Annotated in this window: 25 protein-coding genes; 18 read left to right on the plus strand and 7 right to left on the minus strand. The window is 42.3% G+C overall.

The features are described 5' to 3' along the window. Positions 1-28: 28 nt before the first annotated feature. Positions 29-478, minus strand: a complete 450-nt coding sequence (locus MHH92_RS04935) for a hypothetical protein (protein ID WP_253505861.1) — start codon at positions 476-478, stop codon at positions 29-31. Positions 479-647: 169 nt separating this feature from the next. On the opposite strand from MHH92_RS04935, the gene MHH92_RS04940 reads away from it, so the two are divergent. Next, positions 648-1,121 (plus strand): DUF4362 domain-containing protein, encoded by a 474-nt coding sequence (locus MHH92_RS04940; RefSeq protein WP_253505863.1) that lies wholly within the window; start codon positions 648-650, stop codon positions 1,119-1,121. A 170-nt stretch (positions 1,122-1,291) separates the two neighbouring features. On the opposite strand, the gene MHH92_RS04945 is transcribed toward MHH92_RS04940, so the two are convergent. Then, complete coding sequence (locus tag MHH92_RS04945) at positions 1,292-1,468, minus strand: hypothetical protein (protein ID WP_253505865.1); 177 nt, start codon at positions 1,466-1,468, stop codon at positions 1,292-1,294. Positions 1,469-1,584: 116 nt separating this feature from the next. On the opposite strand from MHH92_RS04945, the gene MHH92_RS04950 reads away from it, so the two are divergent. The 7 genes from MHH92_RS04950 to MHH92_RS04980 all read left to right on the plus strand — a co-directional run bounded on the left by MHH92_RS04950 (position 1,585) and on the right by MHH92_RS04980 (position 9,893). Further along, entirely contained in the window at positions 1,585-1,938 is a 354-nt protein-coding gene (locus MHH92_RS04950) for a hypothetical protein (protein ID WP_143781494.1), read from the plus strand. 408 nt (positions 1,939-2,346) lie between these two features. Further along, on the plus strand, positions 2,347-3,285 hold the full coding sequence (locus MHH92_RS04955; RefSeq protein WP_340902365.1) for a DUF4183 domain-containing protein: 939 nt from the start codon (positions 2,347-2,349) through the stop codon (positions 3,283-3,285). An 82-nt stretch (positions 3,286-3,367) separates the two neighbouring features. Then, positions 3,368-3,652 carry a DUF4183 domain-containing protein gene (locus MHH92_RS04960; RefSeq protein WP_036606220.1) on the plus strand — a complete coding sequence of 95 codons (285 nt, stop codon included), beginning with the start codon at positions 3,368-3,370 and terminating at the stop codon, positions 3,650-3,652. A gap of 229 nt (positions 3,653-3,881) precedes the next feature. Next, complete coding sequence (locus tag MHH92_RS04965) at positions 3,882-5,060, plus strand: CdiA C-terminal domain-containing protein (RefSeq protein WP_340902367.1); 1,179 nt, start codon at positions 3,882-3,884, stop codon at positions 5,058-5,060. Positions 5,061-5,063: 3 nt separating this feature from the next. Further along, positions 5,064-5,537: a hypothetical protein gene (locus MHH92_RS04970; protein ID WP_047841772.1), complete on the plus strand. Its 474-nt coding sequence runs from the start codon at positions 5,064-5,066 to the stop codon at positions 5,535-5,537. A gap of 102 nt (positions 5,538-5,639) precedes the next feature. Then, positions 5,640-6,302, plus strand: a complete 663-nt coding sequence (locus MHH92_RS04975) for a hypothetical protein (RefSeq protein ID WP_340902369.1) — start codon at positions 5,640-5,642, stop codon at positions 6,300-6,302. 453 nt (positions 6,303-6,755) lie between these two features. Next, positions 6,756-9,893, plus strand: a complete 3,138-nt coding sequence (locus MHH92_RS04980) for a DUF3427 domain-containing protein (protein WP_340902370.1) — start codon at positions 6,756-6,758, stop codon at positions 9,891-9,893. Between the two features lie 94 nt (positions 9,894-9,987). Here MHH92_RS04980 and MHH92_RS04985 read toward each other — a convergent pair whose 3' ends face one another. Continuing rightward, complete coding sequence (locus MHH92_RS04985; RefSeq protein WP_100526534.1) at positions 9,988-10,836, minus strand: hypothetical protein; 849 nt, start codon at positions 10,834-10,836, stop codon at positions 9,988-9,990. 264 nt (positions 10,837-11,100) lie between these two features. On the opposite strand from MHH92_RS04985, the gene MHH92_RS04990 reads away from it, so the two are divergent. Together MHH92_RS04990 and MHH92_RS04995 are read left to right on the plus strand one after the other, a co-directional pair. Then, complete coding sequence (locus MHH92_RS04990) at positions 11,101-11,493, plus strand: hypothetical protein (protein WP_133120406.1); 393 nt, start codon at positions 11,101-11,103, stop codon at positions 11,491-11,493. Between the two features lie 24 nt (positions 11,494-11,517). Continuing rightward, the gene (locus MHH92_RS04995) at positions 11,518-12,252 is read left to right on the plus strand and encodes a restriction endonuclease (RefSeq protein WP_340902371.1); all 735 of its coding nucleotides are present in this window, start codon (positions 11,518-11,520) and stop codon (positions 12,250-12,252) included. A gap of 80 nt (positions 12,253-12,332) precedes the next feature. Here the strand turns inward: MHH92_RS04995 and MHH92_RS05000 are convergent, their stop codons facing one another. Then, the gene (locus MHH92_RS05000; RefSeq protein WP_340902373.1) at positions 12,333-12,674 is read right to left on the minus strand and encodes a helix-turn-helix domain-containing protein; all 342 of its coding nucleotides are present in this window, start codon (positions 12,672-12,674) and stop codon (positions 12,333-12,335) included. Positions 12,675-12,815: 141 nt separating this feature from the next. Between MHH92_RS05000 and MHH92_RS05005 the strand changes: the two genes are divergently transcribed. The 8 genes from MHH92_RS05005 to MHH92_RS05040 all read left to right on the plus strand — a co-directional run bounded on the left by MHH92_RS05005 (position 12,816) and on the right by MHH92_RS05040 (position 18,344). Beyond that, positions 12,816-13,331, plus strand: a complete 516-nt coding sequence (locus tag MHH92_RS05005) for a HEPN domain-containing protein (RefSeq protein WP_340902375.1) — start codon at positions 12,816-12,818, stop codon at positions 13,329-13,331. Between the two features lie 581 nt (positions 13,332-13,912). Further along, the gene (locus MHH92_RS05010) at positions 13,913-15,028 is read left to right on the plus strand and encodes a WXG100 family type VII secretion target (protein WP_340902376.1); all 1,116 of its coding nucleotides are present in this window, start codon (positions 13,913-13,915) and stop codon (positions 15,026-15,028) included. 12 nt (positions 15,029-15,040) lie between these two features. Further along, positions 15,041-15,352 (plus strand): hypothetical protein, encoded by a 312-nt coding sequence (locus MHH92_RS05015; RefSeq protein WP_340902378.1) that lies wholly within the window; start codon positions 15,041-15,043, stop codon positions 15,350-15,352. A gap of 200 nt (positions 15,353-15,552) precedes the next feature. Further along, the gene (locus tag MHH92_RS05020; RefSeq protein WP_161799418.1) at positions 15,553-16,191 is read left to right on the plus strand and encodes a hypothetical protein; all 639 of its coding nucleotides are present in this window, start codon (positions 15,553-15,555) and stop codon (positions 16,189-16,191) included. Between the two features lie 228 nt (positions 16,192-16,419). Continuing rightward, positions 16,420-16,890 (plus strand): hypothetical protein, encoded by a 471-nt coding sequence (locus tag MHH92_RS05025; RefSeq protein ID WP_340902380.1) that lies wholly within the window; start codon positions 16,420-16,422, stop codon positions 16,888-16,890. Positions 16,891-16,939: 49 nt separating this feature from the next. Next, positions 16,940-17,437, plus strand: coding sequence for a hypothetical protein (locus MHH92_RS05030; RefSeq protein ID WP_340902382.1), 498 nt, complete (start codon positions 16,940-16,942; stop codon positions 17,435-17,437). 222 nt (positions 17,438-17,659) lie between these two features. Next, on the plus strand, positions 17,660-17,986 hold the full coding sequence (locus MHH92_RS05035; protein ID WP_340902384.1) for a nucleoside triphosphate pyrophosphohydrolase: 327 nt from the start codon (positions 17,660-17,662) through the stop codon (positions 17,984-17,986). Next, complete coding sequence (locus MHH92_RS05040; protein ID WP_340902386.1) at positions 17,970-18,344, plus strand: hypothetical protein; 375 nt, start codon at positions 17,970-17,972, stop codon at positions 18,342-18,344. Before MHH92_RS05035 ends, MHH92_RS05040 begins: the two co-directional genes overlap by 17 nt. Here MHH92_RS05040 and MHH92_RS05045 read toward each other — a convergent pair. Genes MHH92_RS05045 through MHH92_RS05055 form a run of 3 tightly spaced genes read right to left on the minus strand, consistent with a single transcriptional unit; the run spans position 18,266 to position 21,253 of the window. Then, complete coding sequence (locus tag MHH92_RS05045; RefSeq protein ID WP_340902388.1) at positions 18,266-19,036, minus strand: MerR family transcriptional regulator; 771 nt, start codon at positions 19,034-19,036, stop codon at positions 18,266-18,268. The genes MHH92_RS05040 and MHH92_RS05045 overlap by 79 nt on opposite strands. After that, positions 19,011-19,937 (minus strand): DUF2268 domain-containing protein, encoded by a 927-nt coding sequence (locus tag MHH92_RS05050; RefSeq protein ID WP_340902390.1) that lies wholly within the window; start codon positions 19,935-19,937, stop codon positions 19,011-19,013. The genes MHH92_RS05045 and MHH92_RS05050 overlap by 26 nt, the downstream gene beginning before the upstream one ends. 59 nt (positions 19,938-19,996) lie before the next feature. Further along, a complete protein-coding gene (locus MHH92_RS05055) occupies positions 19,997-21,253 on the minus strand; it encodes an MFS transporter (protein ID WP_340902392.1) in 1,257 nt (418 codons plus the stop codon). Positions 21,254-21,354: the final 101 nt, after the last annotated feature.

Genomic DNA, 21,354 nt, shown 5'->3' on the forward strand with positions numbered 1-21,354 from the left:
TTCTTGTATGTAGGTGTGAGAGAAAACATCAATGAGACTGCTCTGCTTTAACTGAAAGATCTAAGTGATGACCTATTCTGCTATAAATGTACAACTTAATATCCTTGTCTTGTAATGCAAGCAGGTTGATCGTTTTATCACTATTTCTGTTGATAGATGTTTCCATAGGTTCACTTACTTCATCTACATACATTCTCACATATACCGTGTGGTTGCTGTTGTTTTCAATCGATATGTTGGCATGTGTCCCGTTCGAAGCAACCATTGTGAAGCTGCCGTTGTATGCGGAACGACCTTCATGTTGAGTTGGTGCAATGAGCAGAACAGATGTAGATGTTGGGAAGGAGCGCTCCATTTCAAGGGCAAAACCGGTTGACTGCCGTTCGTTAGTTGAAGCTAGAGTCGCTGTATTGGCCGAATGGGTGGGTATGAGTACAGATAGAGCCAGTGCTACACCGAGCATTGTTTTTAATGTCATTAAACTAACCCCCTACTGAATGATAAATCATTAAAATTTTCGTTCCTGTTTATACATTTCTATGATTCTAAACGTTTGGGACAACGAGGGAGTTACAGATAAATGACAAATTAAGCATAATCATGCAACAAAGGATAAGATTGAAGCGTTTCATACATGAGGTGATGGAATGAGAAAAGGTATGCTTATCCTATCGTTAGCTTTAATGCTGTTAACTGCCTGTCAGGCAAATGATCCAACAACGGATTCTCCAGTAATCACGAAATCATTCCCAGAAATTATTGAGCCTCATAATCCAGAGCAAGCGGAGCAAAGCGGCGATGTGGTTGTGCTTCATGGAGGCATACGGAACGAAGATAAGTGGGACACATTTATGAAAAATGTGAAGAAAAAACAGCAGGATCAGGTTCGTGTAACGATGTATACCATTGAAGGTGGGCCCATTATCCAGGAATTGATCTATGATGGTGCAGCTATTCAATCGACTTACGATAACTCAAGGGATGCCTACGGCTCCAAACAGGGAATGAAGACCGACACCTGCAAAGGGATCGGGACAATGAAGAGTGATCAGGGACGTATTTTTTACGTGTTAACTGGTTGTGAGAAGGAAGAGAATGCCTTTTCGATGCCTAAGCGTTAAATGAGATGTGTCCACATGCAAATTCTTAATAAAAACTGTGAAGCCGAGGCTGGTATGCAGGTTTTTGTTTCTATTTGAAAGGTGAAAAATCGAGATTTTATCTGTACAAAGCATTGACTGTCCACCACCCTGAATCTCATAACCCAAGTGCACTTCATGATCTGTATAGGTTAGGTTGCATGACGAAGTGTGATGGTAAGCTCATCTACTGTTTTGGTTTGAAATGGGATGTTTGAATCGGGAAGTGCGGATTCTTCTTTATTAGTTACAGAAAAATAAAGCACAAGTTGAAGTATCAATATGATAAGAGCAATAATGATAGCGATGATGATATTCCTTTTGTTCAATGTGCATCTTCCTTTCAGCGAATAGATTTTTAATGAAGTGAATTTAGTGGTTAATAACCAATTATATCATATTTTGGGTGATGATATAAATGAAGAGGCTTTGGGTGTTATGTATTTTGATACTTTTAGTGACAGGGTGTGGTCAGAACAATAGAGAGAAAGCCATTGATTATCTAACGCAAAATCAAAGAAATGATGCATCACTCATTGTATTTACCGACCGACCTTCGGAGCGACCATTTATTGTTGAGTTACAGACGCAATTAAATGAAGTGAATAACGAGAATTTGAGGGCAGAAGGCCCAATAACTAACGTAACCTTTTATAATGTCCGTGATGAAAATAAGTTTAATTATGAGAAGATTTTTGGTCTGAAATCATATCCGTACATGATCCTGTTCGAGAAAGGCGAGATTACACTGGAGACGCATGAACCGGAAGCGATCGTTCAACATTTTAAGAAGAGGTAAGAGTCTACTAAAAAGAAGTTTGATCCTGATGGATCGTCTGAGTTAAACATAAAATATGATCTGTGAGGTCCTACTGAGGAGACAATGAAGCCGTGCTAGCAAGGCAAAGGACAACTATAGCAGGACTCTTGTCTTTTTTTATTGGGCTTCCCTCATAGTTATTCGCACACTCTCCAAATGTGCTAAGGACATAGTATAGGGCATATATACTGTGTGCCTTGGCCTAAGGAGATGACCATTTTGAAATATCTGAACAAGAGGACAGCCACCCTCAACAAATTAAGGCCCAGTCGTTCTACGTCTAAATGCAGAAACAAACACTTGGGAAAGCGAAAGAAATGCCATATTATCCGTAGGTCTTATCGGAGAAAGCGCTGCTCACTGAAGCGTCCATTAAGATCACAGAAAATGGCCCGTGACAAAAAAGTCATTGCATTACCGAGAGGGGGAGGCAGCAACCCGGTATGTTGTGAGCCCGGCCCCCTGCTCGCTCCGTTGAGACAACATGAATTGGGGACTGTGAGTCTCCCTGGAACGCAAGGTGTGGCAGGTGCCCAAGGCCCCGCAGGCCCTCACGTCGGGCCGGGTCAACAAGGGGTTCCCGGAGCGCAGGGTCCCGCAGGCCCTCAAGGTGAACCAGGTCAAGTGGGGCTTCCCGGAGCGCAAGGCCCGGCTGGTCCTCAGGGTGAAACGGGTCAACGGGGAGTTCCCGGAGCGCAAGGCCCCGCAGGCCCTCAAGGTGAATCGGGTCAACGGGGAGTTCCCGGAGCGCAAGGCCCCGCAGGCCCTCAAGGTGAATCGGGTCAACCGGGAGTTCCGGGAGCGCAAGGCCCGGCAGGTCCTCAAGGTGAGCCGGGTCAACCGGGAATTCCGGGAGCGCAAGGTCCTGTTGGTCCTCAGGGTGAACCGGGTGAAGCAGGACTTCCCGGAGCGCAGGGTCCCGCAGGTCCTCAGGGTGAGCAAGGTCAACCGGGAACTCCCGGAGTCCAAGGACCAACGGGTCCCCCAGGTGAGCAAGGTCCGCCGGGCACGGTACCCGGAATTGAAATCATTCCTACGGCAAACCGTTACTTCTATTTTCCGGATACCGATCTGGATTTGTCGGCCTCGGTTATAATTCCTGCCACAGAATTCACGAATGACGATGGCGACAGCATAACCGAATTTGCCGGGGTTGGACTTACTAGTTTCAACAATCTATATATAAACGGGATCGTCCAACCAGGAAACTCATACAGTGTAAGTGCGGAGAGGTTGTTTTTTTCGTCACAAAACGGTGTGATCTTTGCAGGGACACCTATCACTATCGAGATAATTATAATAACAGCCAATATAATAAATGGTTAAAATTGGTTGTAGTTGCTGGTTCCTTTGCCTTCACTACTCCCAAACCTACCACATATACTATGTTAGGTAGGAGGTGAGAAACATGCCACTTGTGACACCATTTCAGAACAGTTTAAGATTTGTTGCAACCATTGGTGATGGGACCGGCACTGGGGCAACGTTTGCCATAGCTGCGACTGCTTTTACAAACGACGCTGGTGTAGCTGCAACCGCATTTCCAGGCACCTACAACTACTACAATCTTTATATTAACGGCCTTATGCAAACAGCAGATACGTCCTCGGCTACGACGACTACAATTACAATTCCAGGTGGAGATGCATTAAATGATGGGACTCCAATTGTCGTACAATTTGTAGTGTCTTAAAGAAGATTTAATCCTACTGTATCGTTATCTTTTGCGACTTCTATCTGTGATAGAAGTCGTTCTTTTTGTACAAGATACCCAGTCGACTCAACGGTATTCATTCGTGCATTAATATGCAAAAATGGTTACCCAAGGATGTTGCTCTACTACCGTATAACCTCTGAGGAAATGATCCTTCCGTTTGATTCCAATCCTCCTTCTCACTTGTTAAAATTTAGGGACATAAACTATGGTCAGGTTGGCGGGTGAGAAGGAAATGCAGCGAATCGAGGTACATCCCGATCTATTGGAGGAAAAGGCCCGGTTGGTCCAGCAGAAGAAACAGGAACTGGAGCGAATGGTCTGGGAACTGGAGAAATCGATCTATATGTTGCAATCCGATTGGTCGGGTGTGACAGGAGAGCGTTTCTTCTGGGATTTTATGCAGGTGAAAGAAGTGTTCCCGACTACACTCGGACTGTTGGACGAAATCCAGAAAGAGTTTACGTTTATAGCAATGAACTTCAGAACAACAGACGGCTCAGGTGAGGTTGCACTGTACATTCCAGAAGAACTAAAGCGAAATTTCGCTGTAGGGCTGCTTGATAAATCAGTAGGAGAAACAGTAACGGGAATGGGCCAGACGGCAGAAGCTCTCTTCGATAACCCGTTCAGTACATTAAGCAGTGTGGCATATGCCATGACAGTGGGCAAAGTTGTAGACGTTGGGCGTGGCATTCAGTTTGCATGGGATACCGCTTGGGGTACAGGAACAGCGAGGTCAGATATAGAGCAATTTGTAGAAGAGCAGAAGAAACAGATCGATGAGAGTGGTGCAGGGTATTACGGTGGAGCGATGACTGGGCAGGCTTTGGCGTATGTTTTGTTTGGCAAAGCTTTACGTTCGAAGGACGACATTGGGTCGGGCGGAGGAAAGCCGGAGTCGGAGAAGGGGAAAGGCGGGACAGGTAATAGAGATATGACTGAGCCTACCCTACCCTCGGGAAGCAAACCAACGGGAAATTATGGAGTAGGTGATTCTCATGGGATAAAGAAACAAAATGAAACTGCTGACTTCTTAGCTGAACAAGGTTATGAAATCAAAATGTTAGACGAAATAAATGGCGGAAATGGCTATGGAATCAAGGCAACTTCTAATCCTGACTTTTTAATTCACGGTAAGGTTTTTGACTGTTACTCGCCTAAGGAAGATGCAAACGTAGATAATATTCTTCGAAACATAGCAACGAAAACTAAAACGCAAGCGGAAAGAATCGTTGTTAACCTAGATGAATTTCCCACTGAAAAAGTTAGTGAACTTAGTCAAGGAATTATCAGAAAAGCAAATCCAACCGGAGATTTGAAAAATCTGAAAGAGATTTTATTCGTTAAGGATGGTAACATAACACGGGTGTTTGGGGAGGATTAATAGATGGACTATGAAATATTTTTACAAAGTAAGCTCGATCGTAATTCTTTGGGGAAACTAATCGAGCAATATGTCACTGAATCGGTTGTTGAGAAAGCTTCATTCCAAAGTAATGCAGAGGAAATAGTAATTGGCAGTAGATTTTTTACGTTGCATCTTGAAATTGAGGATATTTCTGATATCACTTTTGTTCGACAGCATTATAACTTAGATGTGAATGTATGCATTAGAACTCAATTGTTTGGCAGTACTTTTTCTGAAGGTATAGAGCATATTTTCAGCATTATTAGTAAGCTAATAAAACATACTGAGGGAAATCTTTTATTCCTAGAAGATGGTTCTACTCAACTACTTAGAATGGAGAATGGTCTGTTGGTGGTTAATAATCGGTTGGATGAATATCAAACTAAATACCTAACTCCAAGCCTTCTTCTTTTACTTGACCGTCCTTATATTGAAAAGGAATTATCAAGTTAAAAAAAGCAGCAGGTAATGAAATAATGATACTACTCAAAGGCACTTCTACCAGGCAAACGTAGAGGTGCTTCTTACTATAAAATCCTAGGAGAACGGTTCGCTATGATACTAAAAAAACGAACTTTAATAATCGGATGCTGCATTGGCTTTGTATTTTTACTTGTTCTAACCTATAGCTTTTATAAAGAAAAAAGAATGTATGAACAGTATCTAACGATGAATGTACGACAAGATATGGTTGATATGAAAAGTGCGATTATAAATAATGATATTTTATTTGACCAAATACTTAAGAATGAGAAAATAACAAACGAGATGGTTGAGGATGGAGAACAAGCAAGCCAGCTCTATTACAACTTTACAAATATGACGCAGATTATAGATAAGTATAACTTGATGAATCTAAATTTCAGTGAAGAAGCTAACTGGCTGGTAAAACCCGCATCTTTTTTCACAAACGATCTAGGTCAAGAGGATGTAATGCCACCTACACTTTACCGCATGCGAAAGACGTTCGAGAGACTGGACTTAACCAGTTATCCTGTAACAGCTGAACTTAAAGCCAGGGTCGAGGAGTATCAGCAGTTAAATCATCGATGGCTCAACATTGTTGGGGATTTTGAATCCAAGGAAACTAACGAGAAGGATTGGCCCCAAATCTTGAATGATTTGGAGTTAGAGACCCGAAATTATTTTCAAGAGATTAATGTGGATTTTGTTGGTGATGACGTTTGGAGAGACGCATTAAATCCAAGGTACCAATGATAATTATGAGTGTGATTGATGTCTAATAAATTTAAGAGGTTCTTTGGTATGAAAGGAGATGAGGAGCATAGCCATCCTAGAAATATTTAATGAATTAGCAGTGGTTCTTTTACTCATTGGTACCTTCTTTTACTTTCTAGAGTTACGTAAAATCAAAAGGCAAAGGAAACTAACGGTTATAGAATACATCATGTACGTCACGATTCAAGTTGGGTACTTACTTTGGGCAGGAAGCCGATTGATCATGTTAATTTCATAATAGCTCTATTAAAAGTGGAGTACTCCCGCCGTTCAGAGGCAATAGAGAGTGCTCCTTTCTCTTATATTCGAACAACTAATGAAAATATCCCCATACTGGACGATAATAGATTAGAGAACATTCTACCTATTCCAAATCATTAGCTGAATCCCTTACATATCCACAACCATCCTACACCCACAAGAGGTATATTCATGAAACAAGGTATATATGAACAGCTTATCAACACCATCACCAGACAGGAGATTTCGGCGCTGGACCCGGATGTGTATAACATTGGGACCGAGAAGTTGGATGCAGAGGAAGCGCGCAAGCTACTGTCCACGTATTTGGCTGCGGTAACCCGGCGAGCGCTCAAGATTGTACGGGAACAGACAGAAGATAAGACGGCAGTGTTGGCGCAGATTCGAACGTGTAATGAGATTATTGCTACCCTGAAAGGCACACTGGGGGAAGAAGAGTACAACGAATTGCAACTGGATGAGCAGGGGGAAGTGTTGACACATGTGTATTCCAAGTTGAACAGCATTCGTGCGGTCCGGGATACCAAAATCGTTCGTCCAGATACGCCTATCTCCCAAAGCTCTTTGTTCACAGGTGCGAAGTCCGAGCCGAGTATGTTACTGGAGCTGCAAAAGGAGATCGTGACCGCCGATCGGATCGATTGGCTGGTTTCGTTTATCAAATTCAGCGGGCTTCGCCTACTTCTGGAACAGCTCCAACAATTCACAGCGAGCGGTGGCAAGCTGCGGATCATCACAACTACATACATGGAAGCAACCGACCTGAAGGCCATCACTGAACTTAGTAAACTGCCCAACACGGAAATCCAGATTTCCTATGATACCAAAGTGACTCGGCTGCACGCCAAAACGTACATTTTCCATCGTGACACTGGATTCACTACAGCCTATGTCGGCTCCTCTAACCTGTCCAACCCGGCGCTGACCAGTGGTATGGAGTGGAACCTCAAGGTGACGGAGAAGGATTCACTCGACGTGCTGCGCAAGATTGAAGCGACCTTCGAGAGTTACTGGAATGACCGTGAATTTACGCGGTATCAGGCTGAGGATGAAGGGCATGAGGCACAGTTGAAGGCGGCTCTGAATCGTAAAAAAGATCAGTCCAACCACTTTCACCTCGACATCCAGCCTTACGATTATCAAAAAGAAGTGCTGGAACAGCTGGACGCCGAGCGTACGCTGTATGGACGAAACCGCAACCTGATCGTCGCCGCCACAGGCGTTGGCAAAACAGTCATCTCTGCCTTCGACTACAAGCGATTCCGGGCAAGCCATGCGGGAGCTAAGCTTCTTTTTGTCGCCCATCGGGAAGAAATCTTGAAGCAAAGTCGGGACACGTTCCGGTATATCCTGAAGGATATGAACTTTGGTGAGCTGCATGTCGGGAATTACCGAGCAGAGGCGCTGGATCACTTGTTTGTTAGTATTCAGAGTCTTAACTCCATGAAGCTGACGGAGATCACCAGCCCAGACTATTACGATTACATCATTGTGGATGAATTCCATCATGCGGCTGCACCTTCATACCAGAAGCTGTTGTCCCATTACGAACCGAAGATTTTGCTGGGACTCACCGCGACGCCTGAACGGATGGATGGCAAAGACATTACCGCCTACTTCGATCATACGATTGCCGCCGAGATCCGTCTAACCGATGCCATTGACCGGAAGCTGCTGAGTCCTTTTCAATATTTTGGCGTCACCGATACCGTCGATCTGTCCCAGGTGAAATGGTCGCGTAAAGGCTACGACCTGAACGAACTGGAGAAGCTCTATACCCATAACAAAATTCGTGCCAACCAGATCATCCAAAGTCTGAACAAATACGTAACAGATCTGGACGATGTGAAGGGGCTTGGTTTCTGCGTAGGGGTGGATCATGCGATGTATATGGCAAAAATATTTAACGATGCCGGCATTCCATCCATGGCCCTGCATGGTGGGTCGAGCGAACAGGAACGCCATTCTGCGAAAGGGCAGCTGGTGAATGGGGAACTGCGCATGATCTTTGTTGTTGATCTGTACAATGAGGGCGTGGATATCCCTGAAGTGAACACCATCCTGTTCCTGCGTCCTACCGAGAGTCTGACCGTATTCATGCAACAGTTGGGACGTGGACTACGGATGGCGGAGGGCAAAGAGTGTCTGACCGTGCTCGACTTCATCGGGCAAGCGCATCAGGAGTACAGGTTCCAGGATAAATTCCGCGCCCTGATTGGCGCTACCAAACATTCCATCTCGTACTACGTCGAGAACGGCTTCTCGAACCTGCCTCGCGGCACGTTCATTCAATTGGAAAAGCAAGCGAAGGAATACATTATGCGCAACTTGAAACAGATGAGTCGTAATCGCAGAGCGTTGATCCAGAAGCTGCATACGTTCCAGCAAGACACCGGACTGCCGCTGACACTGGCTCATTTTGTAGAGCATCACGGGATGACATTGGTTGAATTGTATGGTGGACGTACCGGGAAAAGGTATTTCCGTGGTATGTTGACTGAAGCTGGATTAACAGCACCCATCGAAGATGAACACGAGGAGTACATCCGCAGACTACCGTCTGTGCTGACGATTAACTCCCGAAGCTGGCTGACGTTCCTGATTGACTATATTGAAAAAGGTAAAGAAACCGCGACCGCCGATGAACGGCGCATGTTGATTATGTTCTATTACACCTTCCATCGAGCTGCGCCCGAGAAGCTAGGACTGAGCAGCATCGAAGAGGGTGTGCAGCGTGTGCTGTCTTGTGAAGCATTCCGAGCAGAACTTGTGGATATTTTCAAATATAATTTGGCTCATCTGCGATTTGTGGATAAAAGTAATTCGTTCCCGTACACTTGTCCACTGGATATCCACTGTATGTACTCCATCGACCAAGTGCTTGCCGCCTTCGGCTACTGGAACGCTGAGCAATCACCCGCCTTCCGTGAAGGCGTGAAGTATTTTGCCGATGAGCAGACGGATATTTTCTTCATTACATTGAACAAATCGGACAAAGATTTCTCACCATCTACGCTGTATGAGGATTATGCGATCAACGAGCGTCTCTTCCATTGGCAGACTCAAAGCAGGGTGTCGGAGCATACGGCTACAGCGCAGCGATATATTCATCATCGAGAGACGGGCAACCGGATCGTGCTGTTCGTGCGGGAGTATAAGGAGGAGCATGGCTATACGTCTCCGTTTGTGTTTCTGGGCGAAGCCGATTATGTGAGTCATGAGGGGAACAAACCGATGAGCTTCGTATGGCGACTGCGGGAAGAGATGCCTGCGAAGATGGTGACAGTGGCGAATAAGTGTATTGTGTGAGTTATATGTAATAACAAAAGACACAACAGAAACTCCTCAAATCCAGAGAGAGTGTTGTGTCTTTCAAACGAGAGTTAGATAAAAGCCGTTATTATTATTTGAATTGAGGCCCTTCATACCCATTGTTATCTGATCCAGAGGGCCCAGCATGTATGCCTTCTTCAATTGTCGCTGGAACCTTGTCTTTACTAGTAGCTGATTCTTGACTTTCTGGTTTGTTTTTTGTCCAAACTTCATCGCCTAGAGCAGGGGACTGCCACCAATAAAAATCACGGTACACTAGATCTGTTGTCAAATATAATAACGTTGAATGATTACTTTCATCATTAATGGTCAGTTCATATTGAGAAACTCCAATGCCATCAGAATCATTAAGCGCTGTGATCCATTGCTCAATTTTAGGAACAAGACTGTTTACCTCTGAGATTTCCGTTGTAAGCACAATCGAGGCGAACTTTCCACCTAGCTCGTTATCCGTAACTTTCGCCGATTCCACAGTTACACCGTTTGCCTTCAGTTCACTATATATAGCGTTCTGGACTGATTCAGAATCGAGCTTACCCACAATCTTAGATGAGAAGTCTGGTATTCGGGTAATGTCATTAGAAACACCATTGTATATATTCTGACCATTTTTGCCTGTGATCGTGAGATCAACATTTTGGATTTGTGAGGTTCCATTAACACCACTTCTTACTTCATTTCGGATTTTTCGGATGGCTTTAATATCCTCTATGGTTGCTTCTCCAGAAGTAGAAGTTGATTTTGTTTCCAATTTTAAATTTTTCTCTTGGGTGGTGATTTTAGAAATAACCACTCCTTCCTTAATAAGCTGATCTTGGATTAGTTGGGTAGGACTTTCAGCAGAAATAGAGTTCATGTAAAATGCTCCGCTTAGGACGATAACTGCTGCTGCGACAAGAAACCACTTTTTATTTCTCATTATCATTATCCTCCTTATAAAAGATTAAGTTTAAGGTCCATAGACTCGGAAATTTGCATTATTGGTCTTACTGACCGAATAAGGGCTACCAGCGGTTGGGGCTGTATCATTTACAGTCCAAACTCCACTTGAATTCTTATAAGATACACTTGTAAATCTAAACGGCCCCATCTGTGTATTTGTTGCATGACTTTCTGCGTTAGCTTGAACATTGTTATAGGTACCTAGGTTCCAACTACCCTTATCATAACCAGCAATATATCCGTGCCATTTACTATCGTAGAGTGGACCACATATCATAACAGCAGATTCGGCTTCAGTATTAGTTATCCTGGTGATTGGATAGCAGGAGAGGAATCAGATAATGGAGATGGTAAGCAGCTATATGTGGGCAACCCGGATATTGATATTCGAGTATATGGCAGTCATGTTTTCGAAGGTATAGAAGATTCAGTATCAGAATCGATGAAATATCAAAGTTTAAAACTCGATAGCGGAGTAAAGGCAGATATGTGGGTTGGTTATGAGGATGGAATGGTTTTACTGGAGTTATCCTGGATGTCTGATGATGAAATTGAATACACCTACTACGTTAAAGTATCAAAAGATTTTTTTAATGAAAATGAAAAACTATACTTCGTATTGCTAAAAGTATGAAAGCTATCTAAGGAGATTAAGTGAATGAATGAAATTATATGGCTCGTTATTGGTGTTGTTACATTATCAGTTGTTGCTGGACTGTTACAGCCTTCTAAAAAGAAAAAAAGAAGAAAGTCTCAACCACGGAAGAAACAGACTACCAAAAAATCTGCGAATACTGGATTTAATCGTTCCTCCTCTACGTGCAGATCTGACGAAATAATTCTAACTTTACCATTAGATAAAATGACGGGAGCAGAGTTCGAGCGGCTATTGACACTTTATTTTAGAGACAATGGCTATACGGTAAAAGAAGTTGGTGTTGGAGGTAGGGATGGTGGAGTAGATTTGGTTATCACTGATAAGCGTGGCGAAAAAACAGCGGTTCAGGCAAAATGCTATGCTGATCATAATAAGGTGCAAGTAATGACTGTTCGTGAGCTGGTAGGTGCGAAAAGGAATCATGACTGTATTTTGTCTCTAATCGTGACCACATCTGATCTTACGGGTCCAGCAAGAAAAGAAGCCGATCAATTCAAAGTGGATTATTGGCACGGTGGTTTAGTAGACAGCAAGCTACGCAGTTGGGGTAAATGGGTGCCATCCAATAGAAAAATGAAAATTGCACCGATTAAGAACGAGCAAGCGTCATCTAAGACATTATCTAATATCAAATGTAATTGTGGTTCTTTAATGGTTAAACGTAAGAATAAAGCTGGGGCGGAATTTTGGGGATGTAGTAGCTACCCTACTTGTAGAAAAACGAAAGCTATCTGAGTGACCTTAATAAAATGACGGAGAAACAAAGGCAAAGCAGCTTGTAAGCTGCCTTGCCTTTGTTATTTTTATGTTCAAGATCACTTTAAGATTTCACGTATCACATTTTTGGTTAGTTGAATACTGTCAGGGGAGGCATCTCTTAACATTTCTAAAATCTCCTGTATAACTACTTCTGTCTCTGTGAAATGAAAATCCTCGTCTACATAAGCGAAAAGCTGTATTAAGTTTACTTCAAGTGACTCAGCGATTTTAGCCAGATTCACCAAAGAAACATTCTTTTCTCCACGTTCAATCTGTCCTATGTATGAAAAATGAAATCCACCTTTTTCTCCGAGGGATTCCTGTGAATAGCCTCTTTCTTTGCGTAGTGCGCGAATTCTAGCTCCGACCAGCTTCAAAACTTCTCTGTCCTCGTTCATGGTATTCACCTCTCTATGTTCAAAAGTGTAGACAAGTTTCCTCAAGGTAAACACCAAACGAAGAATACAAATAATTTATTTGATTACTATATGTATCATTTTATTGTATAATACTGGTATTAACTCTTTGGAGGGATGACAATGGCAAGAAATTGGTCCATAACCGGAGCACATTGTAATCACCAAGTAGATTTTACCCCACGTTTGCAAGACCATGATATCTCCACACAACCTAGATCCAAACATATTCCTGCTTACCATATGCTACGTACCACAATAATGGCCTATCACCAACATGCTAAGTATCATTTGAAACTTGCCGTCATCATGTGTAATCACAATCAGTTTAAAGCCTGCCTAATTCTATGTGATTGGGCTCTAGCCTCCATGATTAAGGCGCTTTATATCCATAAGTATCATTCAACACATGCACCCAAGGAACTCACGATGAACGAAATTTTGCCTCTAGTGCATAGGGACACTGAACCCGGATTGGATATCGCTTTGTTCATCGGTACGATGCAACATATGTCATCCCTAGCGGATTACCCACATGACCAGCCAATAGAACTGGACAACATTGAAAAGCTTCTTCAACGAACAGAAGAGATATTGGACGAGTTAGCCACTCGATTGGAGGATGATTCAACAGAGTAAGATTTATTTTTTTAAGTGGCTTCTCAGGGTTAAATGCTTGATTAATCTATGTTACGCTTACAAGATGACATCATCCAAATAAAGGATATATGATGCAGAGAAAACAAAGGAAGCTCTTTGCTTTGCATCTGGAAAGTAGGTGTACATTTTGAAAAGAGTGATTGCTATCGCGTTTTTTATATTATCTATATTGGAATTGGTCACTTTAATCCTAATTGGTAAAAGTATGATGAATGGGTATATGGAACCGAGTACGTTTAGAGAGATGATTACATTCCCGCTATTCGCTGCGTACCTCTCGATCTGGATGTTCTTTTCACGGCAAGAGTTTACCGGAGGACGAGTCGCGGGACAGATCAGTTTGACAGCGGCATTGTTGACTTTGTGCCCATTGGTGTGTTTATGGATTGTTTTCTATTAAATAAAGAGATTAAGAAGATTTCCTTTGAATTAGGACCTATGAAGTACGTTGTTGGAAATATTGTTATGGTGAGAAAGGAAAAATCAGGATGTTAGAAGGATGTATATACATCAAGCTTCTGCTAACATGGTAAAATCCTATTTCAAACGCGGAGAATGATATGAGTACAATTAAAGTAACACCGGAGGAGCTGCTTCATGTATCTAAACAGATTGAGCAGGGCAGGCAGCAGTTGGAAGGTATACGTAATGACCTGACTGCAAGGATCGGATTCATCCAGTCTCAGTGGGCGGGAGCAACGCAGGAACGGTTTTTCTATGATTTTCAGCAATCACGTTCTGTTCTGGATCGAGCACTGGAAAGTATGGTTAAGTCATCCCAAGATCTGTTCGCGATCGCCGAGAGATTCGACCAAGCAGATCAGGAACAGGTGAGCTTGGGAGCTGTTGCTGGACAGATTGCTGCCCATACAATGATGAACCATAGTACAGATAACCCAGAAGACCAAAGACGAATGGTATATAATCCTTTGTTTGCAGTTAACATGCCTGCGAGTGAAGCGGAGGATGGGATGCCAGGACAAAAGGAGTTTGTTAAGTACTGGGAACAGGGCGGCACCTATGAAGAAATGAGAGCTGGACCGAAGCAACCGCTGTCTAGTGGTGGGGATATATATGATGAACAGATCAGTGCATTTAAGGAAGGTCATCATCCCATAACTGGAGAATCCATACCTGCATGGCAGGCAGCAGTTTCTATAGGAGGTTTACAGACTGCTAAGCTCGTATTGGCTTTTACTGGAACGTATAATAGAGGTTATAAAGTTCCGAAAGAAGGATTAGGATTCCCAAAAGGTATGATTGGTGGAAGAATTACAGTAAGTAATGAAAGAATTCACCATGCTTCACTTGGAGATTTCAATTCTAAAAATAGATTAATCAATGGTGGTCACGGTCAAGATAATATTAATTACTTACTTAAAAATAAGATCGCATTTAACATTACTAAAGAATATGAAAACGGTGTACGGGTTGGTAATATACCTAATCACAAAAATAAAGCAAAGAGAAGTGGAGAGGGCCAAGCATGGTTCCCTAAGGAGTGGACATCGGAAGATATCAAAAAGTCAGGTGAGCATGTAGCAAATCTGCCTGAGAATAGAGTTAAGGGTGACGGTGAATGGATGTTTGGAAACTATAATAACGTTAGAGTAGGAGTGATCAAGAACGATGGTCAGATCGGAACGGTTACTCCAGATAACTCAAGACAACCGTAAGGAGAGCAAACCATGGTAGACTACAGTGAAAAAGTGATCTCATTAATAAAGAAGAGAAAAGATTTACACCCCGACGATCCAGCTATTCAAACGATATGGAATGAGATGGTAGACATTCTAAAAGAGAATGAGCAGAGTGCCATATCATTTCTAAATCAATGCGGAGAAGAAGATTTATATTGGCTCAGTGAAATATATGAAGATCTATCTTCTGAATTCCAAAGTCGAGCATTTATAGATTGTCTTCTTCAATTGCAAAAGAAGTATCCTGATCTGGATATGGAGCAGGATATAGAATATGCGATTCAATCCATTGAAGAATAATGTTAAAAACATAAGCCTATTTCAACTCCTATACGGAGTAGTCATGGGCTATTTTTATCTCCTCAATCCAATCGACTACTTTACAAAATCACCCCATCCCTTCAATTGAAAGTATCCAAGCCCAAGAAGCTTAGGGCAGACGAAGATGATTTGTATTGGATCATAGATATAGATGGTGACTTTAACATAATTGGAGTGAGATGATGAGAGTTCAGCTTAAAGATACATTAGCATTACAAACCAATTTATCATTTGATCAAAAATATATCGTATTTGAAATAGAGTCTGCTCCTTCAGGAGATACGTATTACAGGATTGAAAATGATGCTATGCGGGTTGTTCCTTATGATTCGTCACTATTTAATGTAGTTTCAGATAAGTTAAATGGTGACTGGACTATCTTAGATAAGCCTAATCAATCATCAGCCAGATTGCCAAGAGAGATTGCATACATGACATTTTGGGAAGAGTTTTACAATGATGAACCCAAGGCTCTACGGGCGTTTAATCAATCTAAGGCTAGATTATATCTTGAAGAGTTAGATGATACCGAAATCAAAGATATTCTGGAGAGTAACAAAGAGGAAGAGATTTACTTTGTCTTAAATACGTTAATCAGGACGAAGTGTGACACGTTTACGAACGACATGATCCAGGTTGCCAAAAAGAGGCTGGAAGAAAATCGTTACTCACAGGACGACATGTTATTGGCTGCATTTCAATATTTGAGTTTGTTTCAAGAAGAACATATCAATGAATTCTTTATATACTACTTGACCAACATCGAGCTTGGAAATGATGAATTAACAGAGATCGTGAGTAATTACTTTGCCTCATAACAGATATGGTGAGTGGATATGGGGCAGACCTTAAAGAATATCATCTTTGTTTTTAAGAAGAAACTTTTTGAGATGGTTACTTTTTCAGATGTAACAGGAATTTTTTTTATTGTTAATCATGATGGAGAATAAAAATGTGCTGGCAGGTAAGCAAGAATAAGATCATTGAAAGTAATCAGGAAAACATAGTTTTCAACAAATGAATAAATGGACTCTCAAGTGGGTGGCATGATGTCAAAAAGTATTTATATGAAGAACAAAGAAGAGGTGCTTGCACCGGAACTTATGGCTTATACCTTGGCCAAATTAGGTTCGTATGAATGGAATAGAACAGAGATGTATAATCCGAATAGGATCTATGAGAATCCTGCAGGTTTTTATTTTAGATTCCACAACTCTGATCAGCTTTACGAACAATTAAAGCCTTGTATTCAGCACTTTAAGGGCAACCTTGAGTGGATGATCCATGTTAGTCCGTTAACCAATAACCAAAATTACGTTATTGAGCCGGCGGATGTACACTATGCTAAACAAACTGAGGCATATCAGGTGAATTTGGAACTTGAAGAAGTGCTTCAAGATTCATATAAAGAAATCTGTGAGCAAGCCATCCAGGACATTCCATTGTTATATAATCATATTGAGCAATGGTTCGACTTGAAACATAAACAACAATATCAACCTACAATACCGAATTAAAAACATTAGGATAGAATGAAAGAATTATATGATGTAAGAAGGTTTGGCTATGGAAAGTTTAGAAATTATTTTAATTGATTTTAACAAAAACAATCTAGATCGATTCATTAAAAATGATTTGAACATTCAGGTGGATCGGATCAAAAGTTCTCACTTTTATGATAACCGTAGTGAAAACGATATTGAATTTCAGCAAATAGAGAGCCTTGAAGAGGTTCTTTCTCCTAAGGGAACGGGGAATATATTATTGTCTCATCTTAATCTGGGTCATACCTTTAACGACGTGATGATTGTATTTTCATTTGATGAGGAATCTGGAGATATTGTAATTAATTTTCCTGAAGAGGAATTGTTCAGCGGAGAAAATTCAGAGACAACGTTAAAAGCTCAGAAGTTAATAGAGTATATTCTTGATATTAAGAACAAGTATGCAATTAAGAAGGTTAGAATCGGTTATGAACCAGCTATGGATGATGACACTTGCTTGGTCGAGATTGATAAAGAAATGATGGATACGAATGTTATTGTCTCAAAACTGTTGGCTTAGAATCCTTCTGAACCAGAGTTTGATGCAGAACAATTAGACATTAATAATGGCAGAAAGCCCATTTCAACTCGAATACGAGTAGTCATGGGTTATTTTTATATCCTAATTCCAATCTACTACTTTACATATCACCCCATCTTCAATGGCAACTTGTATAATGGCAACAAGGGAGATTCTGATCGAGGCTCGAAAACTTCAACAGCAGAAGGGATGTTATACCACATGCCTACATACAACAAATTGGTGCGGGACAAGATTCCGCATATTATCACATCCAGCGGTAAGGAATGCCGGACCCGCATTCTAGACTCGGAGGAGTATAAGCAAGAGTTAAGAACGAAGCTGCAAGAAGAATCGGATGAGTATGTAAAAGCAGCAAGCGATCAGGAAGCGCTGGAAGAATTGGCAGACATGCTGGAGGTGATCCGAGCGCTGGCGGAGGTACACGGGGCGAATGCGGCGCAGCTGGATAAGCTTCGGGCAGACAAAGCGGAAGCGCGCGGTGCATTCCAGGAACGGGTGTACCTGATTGATGTCGACGAAGCTTAACGTTAAACTCATTACAGATAACCTGGTCGATGAACTGATTACCCGGATGCACCATGCGTCCGGGATTTATATTATGACGTCCTTTATCATGCAGTCCGGGGTGAAACTACTGGCCCCGCACTTAAAGCGGGCGGCGGAGCGTGGGGACGAGGTGCGGATGCTCGCGGGAGACTATCTGTATATCACACAGCCGGAAGGCTTGCGGGCGCTCTGTGAGGTTAATCCACGAATTGAGACACGTTTGTGGCGAAGTATGGGTACTTCTTTTCACCCGAAAGCTTATCTGTTCGATGCCGATTGTATAGAAACCATAATCGCTTCATACAAAAACCTCAAAAAATCCTCATCGCCAAACTGATCAAAATAACCCGCATAGCGACGATCCGTCGTATAGGTCTCCGTGATACACCTCAAAATCTCATCATCACAGACCATAAACTGTTCCAAACAATTCTTCCATTCACGCACTAACGCTTGCACCTCACCAGAAGCAGGAGACAACTCCTGATGCTTCGACAATTCCCGAAATACCTGCTCCATGTTGACCGAGAACTGCTGGTAGGCTTTTTCTTGCTCTTCCGCAGACAGTTGATTCACATTGGCTTCGAACTCCTGATATTTCTCGGTATCTCCATATATAAACTTCGCCTCGGATTCATATTGTTCTTGGATGGGCAGAATGGAAGAGTCGTCAAACAGATTAAGATGAGAGATATCCGTCCCATCTACATACTCATCCAATTGATGGATGATGGTTTCGAGCTTTTGTTTGCGTTGAACGAGTGTGCTGCGGTGCTCTCTCAGGATATCTTTTTGTTCTTCTTTGGAAAGTTGCATCATGGCCACAATGTCTTTTAATGAGAAATTCATTTCTTTGAACAACAGAATCATTTGCAGATTCCCGAGTGCCTCTTGATCGTAATACCGATAGCCATTGTCTTCGACTTTACTCGGTTTTAATAGATCTGTTTTATCATAATAATGTAATGCACGTTTGGTGATGCCAGTAATTTGAATAATATTTTTAACGGTGAAATAGGGTGTCTTCATTCCAAAAGTCCTTTGTTTCAGCAAGGATGACACTTGCCGGAGTGATGGTTGCTTGGGTAATCGGTGTACCTGTTTTGTTCAGATAATATTGGATTAAGTGATAACCGCAAGAATAGCCAGCCGCATAGGGCATACCTACGGGCGTGAAGTTTTGCATGATGGCAAGTTCATCGCCGTATAGATACGGATTAATTTGGTCAAAACCGGTGACATACAGCTGATCTTTTATCTTTGGTTTAATTACTTTATTCAAAGTCTCCATATCCGTTTTAGCTACCCAGGGGCCTAACAACTCTTCTCCATACAGGGATGTCGCAAAGCTCTCGGCCAACCCCTCACTAACAACCATTTCCCCAAGCGTAATCTGTGGATTCCACTGGATATATTGATACCTTACGTTATGATTGCATTCATGGGCTAACACGGATTGCATACGAGGTAGAGTATACCTATTGGGGATCAGGTTCGCAATAATATAACCCGGGATTCCACCATCTCCGCTGATACCTTCGTTCATCATGAGTGAGGGGCTATTTTTATCGCCTAATAAAATCGTATATAGATACTCGGAGACCGATAGCTCAATCCCGTGATCTGTAAAGGTGGATAGACTCCTATGGACAGCTTCATGACACTGTTGCCAAAATGCTTCGGACGAAATCGCTGCTAACGATTCGTTAATTTCAGGTGTAATATCTGCTGGAGCGATATTCATAAAGTTATTCATCATGATCACGTCGAAGCCGTGAGGCTCTTGAGAGCGAAACGGGATCTGTTGAATGTTCCATTTGTTCATGAATGGACTCATCATTCGCTCGCGGTATAACTCCAATTTCTCATCGGGTGCAGCCTGAATGATTTCCTCATAGATTTGATCTGAACGTAACGCGGTAATCTTCATCCTTAATCTCTCCTTTATGTAAGCTTGAGATCATTATCAAGTATGACCTAACGTAACAGTCAAGCGTTGATATTACGCTGCTGGCTCTCAGAATGATTCTGCATCTTCATTGCGAATATCAGAGCAGACAGGATATAGATCAGGCTTAACAAGAGATAAGGGAGTTGCAGCGAGAATACGCGATCAAAAGTCGTTTCACTAACCCGCACCAATAATCCGCCGAGAAGCGTACCAATGGCACTGATCCCAAAGGACAAAAAGCGAAACACACTTCCGACCCTGCCAAGCATTTCTTTAGGAACGGAACGTTGCAGGATGGACGAACGGGTAACATTGTAGACAATGATGAAAAATGCAGCACAGAAGTACAGACTACCTACCATATACGCATTGGTAGTTAGACCCACCACACCGTAGATAATTCCCATGCACAAAATGGAGGAGATAATCAATTGTTTAGTACTCCATTTCTTGCGCATATAAGCAACAGCCTGGCTCCCCACAATGCTGCCGATCGTTGCAATGGAGATGAGGATACCGAATGCAAAAGCATCCAACTGAAGCACATCTCGTACAAAAAAGATCTGAGTAGCCAGAATGATCGAATACATCAGCGTAATGGTGACAGACAGAATCGCTAGTCCGCGGAGAAAACGATCACGATAGACATATTGAATACCGGACCACATCTCTCGTTTCCAATTCTTCATCTGGCGAGTTTCCTTCTTGGTTGTTTCCGTATCCCCTGGGTAGAAGTTTCCCTTCAAACTGATCAAAAAGAGCAGAGCAATAACAGCCGTTACAGCGTCTATGGCAAAAGGAAAAACAATATGCAGGGTTATAATGAACCCTCCCAGAGCAACGCCCAGAATATCACTTGTGATTAACTGTCCCGCGGTGAATTGCCCATTGGCTTTTTCCAACTTACTCTCATCTACCAGTTGTGGGATGACCGTCTGCACTGTGCTGTCGAATACAACTCGGCTCAGGCCAATCCCAAACATGAACAGAGCCAGAATCGGAATGCTCACCCATCCACCCCAGATACATAACGTTAGGACAAGCAGAAGGATCATTCGAGTAAAGCCTGCGCCAACAAGCATATGTTTGCGTGAGTATCGGTCGATGAGAACACCCACGGGCAGACTGAATAGCAGCCAGGGTAAACGAAGTGCCGTCATAGTGACAGAGGCATACAGCGTATCGCTTGTAAGGGTTGATATAAGCCAAGGAACCGCAGCCAGTGTAAGTCCATCACCCAAAAATGTAAGCGAAAATGCACCGAATAACTTGGTATAATTCGACTTGATTTTCATCGTTCCCTCCACCAATAAGATGTTAAGCATAGCAACTTTGAGGTTGGAAAATAATGTGTTTTCACTTAAACCAAATTTAAGTTATTCTAAAATGGTTTTCA

The sequence above is a fragment of the Paenibacillus sp. FSL M7-1414 genome, from assembly GCF_038003195.1.
GTDB lineage: Bacteria > Bacillota > Bacilli > Paenibacillales > Paenibacillaceae > Paenibacillus > Paenibacillus amylolyticus.